Below are 8,552 nucleotides of genomic sequence, written 5' to 3'. Positions count from 1 at the left end.
GCATCCTGAGCGTGAGTTCTGTGTGCAGTTTATGGAAACGGATTACGAATTTATCTCCCGTCTGGCGGCAGAAGAGGGACTATTCTTCTTTGAGGAGGAATATCTTAAAGAGAACGCCCAGAAGCTGACGTTTGCCGATGACAGCTCGGTCCTGCGGAGTCTGGGTTCACTGCCCTATAATCCGAACGCTGCTTCAGAATCCTCCACCTACTGCATCAACACCTTCCGCCGCAGCGCGCAAATCCGCCCGGCGCAGGTCACCACCCAGGATTACACCTTCACTGCCCCTGGCTGGCCCGCGCAGTACAATGAGTACGGCAGGAAACTGGCGTACCAGCGCCCGGAATATGAAATTTTCGACTATCCGGGGCGTTTCAAGGACGAACAGCACGGTGCCGATTTTGCGAAATATCAGGTGGAAGGCTGGCGCAATAACGTCGACTTTGCCAGCGGCACCAGTAACTCACCGCAGCTCCAGCCCGGACGCCGCTTCGCACTGACCGACCACCCGCGTGAAGACCTCAACGACGTGTGGCAGGTGGTGTCCTGCATGCTGACCGGCAGCCAGCCACAGGCGTTAATCGGCAGCTCCGGCCAGGGCACCACGCTGAACTGCGAATTCCAGGTTATTCCTGCCATCCAGACCTGGCGACCGCAGCCATTACTCAAACCGCTGATAGACGGCCCGCAAATCGCCATTGTCACCGGCCCTGCCGGAGAAGAAATCTACTGCGACGAACACGGACGCGTGACGGTGAAATTCGCCTGGGACCGCTATAACAAAGCGAATGAAGAAAGCTCCTGCTGGGTGCGCGTGTCGCAGGCGTGGGCAGGAACCGGATTCGGCAATATCGCCATCCCGCGCGTCGGCCAGGAGGTGATTGTCGATTTCCTTAATGGCGACCCCGACCAGCCGATTATCACCGGGCGTACCTACCACGCCGCCAACCGTTCACCGGGCGACCTGCCGGGCACCAAAACCCAGATGGCGATACGCTCGCAGACCTACAAGGGCAATGGGTATAACGAACTGATGTTTGAGGACCAGACCGGCCAGGAGTTGCTGTCGATACATGCCCAGAAGGACATGAAAACGGTAGTGCTCAATAACCGCGACTCCCACGTGAAAGTCGACCACAGCGAAACCATCGGCAATAACCAGAGCATCAGCGTTGGGTTGGGGCAGACGGTGAAAGTCGGGAAGGAAAACGCGGGTGGGCATGACCAGAAAATCACCGTGGCACACGACCGTAATATCACCGTACGCAATGACCAGACGCTGAAAGTCACCCGCGACCGGACGGTGAACTCTGGCCGTAATGACAACCTGTATGTGGAACGTGACCTCAAAGTGACGGTAAAAGGCAAACAGGAGCACAAGACCACCGGAAACCACATCAGCCTGGTGGAAGGCAAGCACAGCCTGGAAGTGAAAGGTGATTTAGCGCGGAAGGTCACTGGTGCGCTGGGTATCCACGTTGACGGCGATATTGTGCTGGAAAGCAGCAGCCAGATTAGCCTGAAGGTGGGAAGTTCATTCATCGCGATACACCCGGCCGGTGTGGACATTATGGGTGTGAAAATCAATCTCAATGGTGGTGGGAGTGCCGGGAAACCAGTTCCGACGCTGCAACCGGCGGTGCTGAGTGCGTTGGGTGATGAGGGGGATTCGGAAGATGAGCCGCCAAAGGATGAGAGCGCAGGCGGTTCCGGCGATGGAGATAGTTCTGAGGGAGAGGATGAGCCGGAAGATGATGATGAACCTGACCAATATAACATCCAGTTCTTGTTTAAAGATGATGATGGGATGCCTTATCGTCAGACTCGCTATATAGCGAAATTTGCTGATGGCTCTCAGGTGGAGGGTGTGACAGATGATGAGGGATATACTGAAAGCTTTAATACTGATGAAGAAGCACAGGATATTGATGTCAGATTACTGAGCCAGAACATTGATATGATTTTGGGAGGCGTAAATGAGTAATGAAAGAAAAAGTACAAAGGGCACAAGTGAAAAGAAGAAGCAGTGCGTTAAGGAAGCCAAGGTTACTAATCAATTCAAGAAAATGATGGATGAAGCTCTGGAGGCGACCAAAAAAGTCCTGGAGCAAAGAAAAAAGGATCTCAGTGAAGAAGGATGGAATGATGCAAAGAGGGCGGAGTTTGAAGAAATATTTGGCATACAAGGGAGCTCAATTATAAGTGTTGATGGTGAAGATGAGAAGAAAAAGACCAAGGCTGCGGACCCGGGTAGCCCGATGGATCCTTTTATTGAGATACGAACTATTTCAGCTCATGAATTTGTGCAAGAAAGTGTCGAGCGATTACTCGCTATGTTTGAAAAAATATCCACCACAGGGAATGCGGAAAATGATGATCCAACTCTTAATGGTAACTTTTTTAATAAAACCCACTTAAAGAAGGGTTCTGCAAGTGTAACAGCCGATCAGACCTCTTTTTTAGATCCTGATAGATATAAAGAAGTATTAAAGATAAATATTTTCCAGAATTTTGTGTGTAAATCTCTAATGGGATTTGACTCTCAGGTATCTACCCTTTGCCATGAATTATCTCATTTCTATCGGAGTGGGGAGAATGGCAAAGATGGTGGGATGGGAACAGAAGATATGCCAACAAAAGGTGGGTATGACCCAAATAAAAAATATTATGAGTTTGCATCTATACTAAAAAAATGGAAAAGCCAATATGTTTTCAAGAATTCTTATAATGTAGAACAGTATTTTGAAATTGAGTTATAAATAATTATGAAAAACGCAAAATAAATGCGTGGCAAATTTCGTTATTCAGCGTTGTGTGGAAATGCAATATTTTCAATGAGGTGGCGTGAATTTTTATAACAAGCTCAGGGTTATTATAATGAATTTATTTTATGTGAAGATAATAGTGATGTTTTTTGCTTTAATGTCTTTTGTAACTTCTGTATCAGCAAGTGAGGATATGGTTCTTCAAAAATACCTTTATGGATTGCGCCAATTTAGCCAAGTCAAAGGAGAGAGATATCTCCCTGCGGTAATAGAACTATTACCGTACACAGATTTAAAAGAAGATGGAGGTGACATTAAGATATATCCCTATTACGAGATGGGAGAGTATGAAAATAAAATGGAACAAAACAAACACCAAGTTGATATCCATCTGACTATTCAACAAAAGAGTAGTTCCACATTCGCAACTGTCAGTTTTTATAACAGAAGTATGCAAGCATATTTTGTGCACAGAAGCAGACTTGTTCAAGAAGAAGAGCAATCCTTATGTGGTGATTCATTTTCAATAGCAACCGAAGGCATTAGCCTGGTTTATCTGGGGTGGCGCTGTCAATTTGAAGATGAGGATAATGATGAAAAACCTGATTGGGTGGAAATCAGTCCAGGGAAAAATTTTTCTTATACAGTAAAACTTAATGATGCCTATTTGTTTCCGCCTGGAAAGCGCCGTTACAATATCGGAACATTAGAATTCTTCATGGCTAATGATACTTTTTTTTATGAGAAGAGAATCTTTAATCAAATTTTCTCAATACTTAACTGGAAATTTGAAAATTGTGAAATAAATAAATATAGTTATTTTTTTAAAAAAATTAATGAGTTATGCAAATTCACCACCCCTTGGAATAAAGATACTGCCGAAGGTCTGTTGAGGAAATTTAGCTATTACGGATTAAGTACTGATAGCTACTTCGAGGCTAGATCCAATCAAGTAATTATAGAAATAGACGGAGATAAACTCACATCTCCTTATGATATGGGCACCACCCGATTTTCAAATTAAAAAAAGCAAACTATCCATTTAATATATTATTTCACTCAAGGAAAGATAAATATGCCCCTAGCCGCAAAACTCGCCGACAAAGGCACCCAGCACGATGGTTACCGTGAAACCGAGATTACTGCAGGTTCGCCAACCGTATCGATTGATGGATTACCCGCCGCCCGAATGGGCGATCCGTTGACACCTCATGATAAACCTGAACATCCACCGCATCCTCGTAAAATTGCAAGTGGCTCAGGTACCGTGTTTATTGATGGACTGCCTGCAGCCAGAGCGGGCGACTCAATTGATTGTGGTGGTGTTGTGATTGGAACTGGAACAGTCAACATTGGGTAATAATATAAAAACGGCTTCCGCAAAGGGAAGCCGTTTCATGTCACAGGCTAAACATCACCCGATAGCAAACTCCTTCGCCAGCCGACTCACTCCCAGCCCATTGATCTTCTTCACCTTAATCTGCACCGGAATACGTTCTTTCATTGCTTCGACATGGCTAATCACGCCGATAGTTTTGCCGCTGGCGTTGAGCGTATCGAGTGCGTCCAGCGCGGTATCCAGCGTTTCGGCATCCAGGGTGCCAAACCCTTCGTCTAGGAATAGCGAGTCGATTCGCGTTTTATGGCTCACCAGGTCAGAAAGTGCCAGCGCCAGCGCAAGACTGACCAGGAAACTTTCGCCGCCGGAAAGGGTGCGCGTGTCACGCACCGCATCGGCCTGCCAGGTATCGACCACCTGTAATTCCAGCGCTTCGCTGTCTTTGCGTTGCAGCAAATAACGACCATGCAGACGGTTGAGTTGGTTGTTTGCCAGCCAGACTAAATTATCCAGCGTCAGCCCTTGGGCGAACTTACGGAATTTATCACCTTCCTTCGAACCAATCAGCGCATTCAGATAACCCCAGTCTTCAACTTGCTGCTGGCACTCAACAATGGCCTGCATTAGCCCTTGCTGGCGCTGGCGGTTTTCTGCATCGTGGCGAAGCTGCTGCTGGATTTGCCCCTGCTGCGTCGTGTTTTCACGCAGTTGTTGATTAAGTTGCGCAAGCTGTTGTTGCAGCAAACTCAACTCAGCATCAGCGGCGAGTGCTTCCGGGCGTGCGGATTTATGTTCAGCCAGTGCTTTTTCAATCTGCTGGAAAAGAACCGTTTGCTGTTGCAGTTGTTGCTCAAGTTGCTGTTTTTTCAGCTCAAGTTGCTGGCATTCGGCTTCGGTCAGCAATGCCGCCTGGAATGTTTCCGCATCGGCAAACGGACTGGCAGCGAGCGCCGCCTGGAATTGCTCGCTCGCCTGTGCCACACGAGCCTCTTCTTGTTTTTGTTGCTGTTGCAGCGTCTGCCACTGGCTTTCCAGCGCGACACAGTCGCTGTGCAGGCTATGCCAGTTCTGCAGTGCCGCAATTTGTTCATTTTCGGACAGCGGCGCTGGCATGGTGCCATCATCAATGAATGTGCTGATTACATTTTCCAGCAAACTCAGTTGCTGCTGCAAGCGTGGGATTTGCTCGCTACGTTGCTGCCATTCTTGAGATTCTTGCTGGCGCTCTGCCAGCCAGTTATTTTCTTCGCCAGAGGCGGGATGTTGCAGGCCGACATTTTCTAACGCGGCATTAAGCGTTTCGCGCTGAGCGGTAATCTCAGCGGCCAGTTTCGTATATTGAGCGCGAGCCTGTGAAAGTTGTTCTTCCAGCACGATACGTTGGCTCAACTGATGTAACTGCTGTTCGCGTTTTTCTTCGCTTTCCAGCCATTCCTGCAAATCGTCTTCCGGCGCAAGTGCTAGTTGCAGATTCGCGCAAAGCTGTTGCCAGCGTACACGTAGCGCGGCTTCTTCTTCATTCAGAGCATTTATAGCGGCGAGCAGGCTCTCGTGCTGCTTGCGTTGTGTATCAAGCTGGCCTTTCATCGCAAAGCCCGCTTCCGCAAGGCTCGCCACTTCACGCTTTAACTCCTCAAGTCGCTGCTGGTTTTCACCAGGTTTAATTGCCTGATAATCCGCGACTGCCGGATGTTGCGTGGAACCGCATAAAGGGCACGGTTGCTCGGGTTGCAGACGAGCGCGTTCCGCTTCGAGGCTGACAATACGCTTCTCCAGCTCGCATACTTTTTCCAGGTCGCTTTCGTGCTGGCGGCGTTCTTTATATTGCTGGCGTTTGAGCGCCAGCTCCGCATCACCTTGGGTAATCTGTGTTTCAAGCGCGGCAATCTCTTGTTGTTGCAGCGTTTTGCGTTTGAGAAGCGACGAAAGCTGAGGTTGTAATGTGGCAAGCTGCTGGCGCTGCGGACGTGCCGCCATCGCTGCTTGTAAGTGGTCACTTACTTCATCAGCATTAAGAGTCAGTTCAACCACGGGCAGGAGTTCGAGTTTTTTCTGGCTTGCGTCGATATTACGCTGCAACTCCTGGAGCTTTTCAGCTTCACGCTGCTGATGGCTAAACGCCATGCGCCAGCCCGCCAGTTCCGCTCCCCACAAGCGGTATCGGTCATGAGTTTTTAACCAGCTTTGTAGCTGAGTATTTTCTTCATTCAGTTTTGCCGCCTGGCTTGCCGCTGCGAGTCGCGTCTGCTGGCGGCGCACTCTCGCGGCAAGTAAGCGAGCATTCACTTCTTCGCTTTGAGTGCGTGTATTTTTCAGCGTGGCTTGAAGTTCCTGCAAACGTTGCCAGTCCGGGCGCAGTTTTTCCGCTGGCTGTGCGCGAGTCAGCTTCTCTAAATCTGGCGCTGCCGCTTCTATTGCGTGGGTCGCCGCATTTAATGCGAGTTGTGCCTGCGCATGGTTTTGCGTGAGTTGAGTGAGTTGGCCTAACCATTGTTGATGTTGCTGGAGTTTAGTTTGTTCTGCGAGCAGCGTTTTTTCATCTGTAGTAAGCGCCTGCAAACTCTCTGAGAGCTGCTGTTGCTGCTCTTCACTTAATAACGCCACACCCGCAGCTTGCGCTTGTAGGTTCTCAAGATGGCTGCGCACATTTTTATGATTCTCGAACACTGCCGCAGAAACCGTGCCGTAAATTTCGGTGCCGGTCAGTTCCTCAAGCAAAGAGGCGCGGTCATTGGCATTAGCATTCAAAAATGCGGCAAACTGGCCCTGGGATAACATCATGGAGCGAGTAAAACGGTCGTAATCCAGGCCGGTGAGTTTGGCCGTGACATCGAGTTTATCTTTTACTTTATCGGCAATAATTTTGCCGCTTGCCACTTCGGCAAGTTCGACGCGTGGCGCTTGTAGATTGCCGTTTGCCGCATTGCGCGCGCGGTTCTGGCTCCAGAATGCACGGTAGGCCACGCCTTTGACTTCAAACTCCACTTCTGCCAGGCATTCGGCGGTGTCACGCGTCATTAAATCGTTTTGCGATTGCGTGACGGTATTGAGGCGCGGCGTCTGGTGGTAAAGCGCGAGACAGATCGCATCTAATAGCGTGGTTTTCCCCGCGCCCGTCGGCCCGGTAATCGCAAACAAACCGTTGCTGGCGAACGGTTCCTGAGTGAAATCAACTTTCCATTCCCCTTTCAGGGAATTTAGATTTTTTAAGCGCAGGCTGAGGATTTTCATGCTTGTTCCTCCGCGTCATGCAGGCTGGAAACCGTTTGGGCAAACAGCGTTCGTAAGCGTTGTGCACGTTCTTCGGTGGTGTCTTCCTGAACCAGGCGGCGCTCAAACACTTCTTCAACCGTCAGCTCGCTCAGCGTTTCTTTATGTTGTTGAGCAATCACCCGTTCGCGCTGTTCACGGCTGCGGCGCAGGAGAACGACTTCAACCGGTAGAGTTTCAGTCAGTTGTTGAATATGGCGTTGCATATCATGCAGATATTCTTCGGTGGCGATTTCAATATCCAGCCACACTTTCGGTTCGGCGGGGGCATCGCGCCACTGCGCAAGTTGTTGCTCAATTTCGCCCAATGAACCTTTGATGACCGCTAAAGGTTGGCTGATTGGGACTTCCAGTGCTGTTACGCTCGCCAGTTTGTCGGCGGCAAACTCAACCAGATACACGCTTTTGCTTTTGCCTGTTTCATCAAAACTTAAAGGAATCGGCGAGCCGCTGTAGCGAATATGCTCGGTGCCGCCAATCAATTGGGCGCGGTGAATATGGCCGAGGGCGATGTAGTCCGCCGCCGGGAAATGTTGCGCCGGAAAGGCATCGAGCGTGCCGATGTAAATATCGCGCACCGCGTCACTTTTGGTCACGCCGACGGTGGTTAAATGCCCGGTGGCGATGATCGGTAGCTTCGCATCAGCCCTTAATTCACAGGCAGCGCTGTAACATTGCTGATAATGCTCGCTGATGGCTTCCATTAATGAACGTTGTTTTTCGTGACCGGAGAGTCCCGCCTGGCTGTTTTGGATATCGCGCGGGCGCAGGAATGGAATTGGGCAGAGAATAGCGCCAGGTTCGCCCGCTCTGTTTTTCAGCACGATGGCTTGCTGACTGGCATCGTGACGCGCGCTGGCGATAACATACGTATTCAGGCAGGCCATCAACTCGCGGGATTCATTGAGAGTGGCGACGGAATCATGATTTCCAGCCAGCACCACCAGCGAACAACCGGTTTTCTGAAGTTGCACCACAAAACGGTTATACAGTTCGCGCGCGTAACTCGGCGGCGAACCGGTATCAAAAATATCGCCTGCGACAATGATCGCATCCACATCATGTTCGACTGCGGCTTTCAGCAACCAATCCAGAAACGCCTGGTGTTCTGGCCCGCGGCTTTTGGTATAAAAATTTTGACCAAGATGCCAGTCTGATGTGTGAATAATGCGCATTAG

The 8,552-nt window shown here is 49.6% G+C and carries 6 protein-coding genes; 4 read left to right on the top strand and 2 right to left on the bottom strand.

Annotated elements, in window-relative coordinates:
* The 4 genes from tssI to D6029_RS19075 all read left to right on the top strand — a co-directional run.
* Nucleotides 1–1,984: type VI secretion system tip protein TssI/VgrG (gene tssI / locus D6029_RS19090; RefSeq protein ID WP_120066297.1), on the top strand; the 1,984-nt coding region annotated here is incomplete at its 5' end.
* Entirely contained in the window at nt 1,977–2,759 is a 783-nt protein-coding gene (locus tag D6029_RS19085) for a M35 family metalloendopeptidase (protein ID WP_120066293.1), read from the top strand. The genes tssI and D6029_RS19085, both read left to right, overlap by 8 nt.
* A 118-nt stretch (nt 2,760–2,877) precedes the next feature.
* The gene (locus D6029_RS19080; protein ID WP_120066292.1) at nt 2,878–3,789 is read left to right on the top strand and encodes a hypothetical protein; all 912 of its coding nucleotides are present in this window, start codon (nt 2,878–2,880) and stop codon (nt 3,787–3,789) included.
* A gap of 51 nt (nt 3,790–3,840) precedes the next feature.
* A complete protein-coding gene (locus D6029_RS19075; protein ID WP_120066291.1) occupies nt 3,841–4,125 on the top strand; it encodes a type VI secretion system PAAR protein in 285 nt (94 codons plus the stop codon).
* A 54-nt stretch (nt 4,126–4,179) separates the two neighbouring features.
* On the opposite strand, the gene sbcC is transcribed toward D6029_RS19075, so the two are convergent.
* The gene (gene sbcC / locus D6029_RS19070) at nt 4,180–7,335 is read right to left on the bottom strand and encodes an exonuclease subunit SbcC (protein ID WP_120066290.1); all 3,156 of its coding nucleotides are present in this window, start codon (nt 7,333–7,335) and stop codon (nt 4,180–4,182) included.
* The gene (gene sbcD / locus D6029_RS19065) at nt 7,332–8,549 is read right to left on the bottom strand and encodes an exonuclease subunit SbcD (protein ID WP_120066289.1); all 1,218 of its coding nucleotides are present in this window, start codon (nt 8,547–8,549) and stop codon (nt 7,332–7,334) included. The genes sbcC and sbcD overlap by 4 nt, the downstream gene beginning before the upstream one ends.
* Nucleotides 8,550–8,552: the final 3 nt, after the last annotated feature.

Source organism: Buttiauxella izardii (assembly GCF_003601925.1).
GTDB lineage: Bacteria > Pseudomonadota > Gammaproteobacteria > Enterobacterales > Enterobacteriaceae > Buttiauxella > Buttiauxella izardii.
This window is presented reverse-complemented; position numbering and strand designations above follow the sequence as displayed.